Origin of the sequence: Antarcticimicrobium sediminis (assembly GCF_004348975.1) — a bacterium.
GTDB classification, from domain to species: Bacteria; Pseudomonadota; Alphaproteobacteria; order Rhodobacterales; family Rhodobacteraceae; genus Antarcticimicrobium; species Antarcticimicrobium sediminis.
The window spans coordinates 1-690 of sequence record NZ_SMFP01000061.1 but is presented as its reverse complement, the minus strand read 5'-3'; the positions used below and the strand labels follow the sequence as shown (position 1 = coordinate 690).

Here is a 690-nt window from a genome sequence, read left to right as displayed (position 1 = left end):
GATCGTCGAACGACTTCATCTGCTTGCAAAGAAATGGGCCCCGCGGCCCCGCAAACCCAAAGCCCCCAAGGGCACGACCTGAGAATTGCTTCCATCTGCGGTCCACGCCGGATGGTTACCTTCAAACCGTCATGCCGATACCCAATAAGCTTGGGGCAGCGGATACACAGGAGTTCGTTCCGGGTCGGCGGCCAGAACCGGAACGCCTGCACGCGCCACTGGGGGCGTCGGAGCAAGTTGTCAGGACTAAGTTTTGGAAATTTTTGATATTGTCATCGTCAGAGAGAAATCATGGGAGTCCTTATTAGGTTTGGCGGTGACCTACTCTCCCACGTCTTAAGACGCAGTACCATTGGCGCGACAGCGCTTAACTTCCGGGTTCGGGATGGGACCGGGTGTTTCGCTTGTGCTATGACCACCAAACCGAATAAGGGCTCCCGATCGTTCTTTGTTGACCAAAGAACGACCAGCAGGAGGCAGCGTGTTTTGCGGAGCAAAACGCGCGTTCCTGCAGGGGTATCAACTATGTTGTTCAAGTCGTACACTTTATGGTGTGTATGCTTTTGATGTAGCAGAAGTCTGTCTTCTACTGGATCAAATCAAGCCTATCGGACAATTAGTACCGGTCAACTGAACGCATTGCTGCGCTTACATCTCCGGCCTATCGACGTGGTGGTCTACCACGGTCCT

At 53.5% G+C, this 690-nt stretch carries 2 rRNA genes; both read right to left on the bottom strand.

The window, feature by feature from the left end:
- Nucleotides 1-308 precede the first annotated feature (308 nt).
- Nucleotides 309-423, bottom strand: a 5S ribosomal RNA gene (gene rrf, locus E1B25_RS22005).
- A gap of 172 nt (nucleotides 424-595) precedes the next feature.
- A 23S ribosomal RNA gene (locus E1B25_RS22000) occupies nucleotides 596-690 on the bottom strand; the annotation flags it as partial.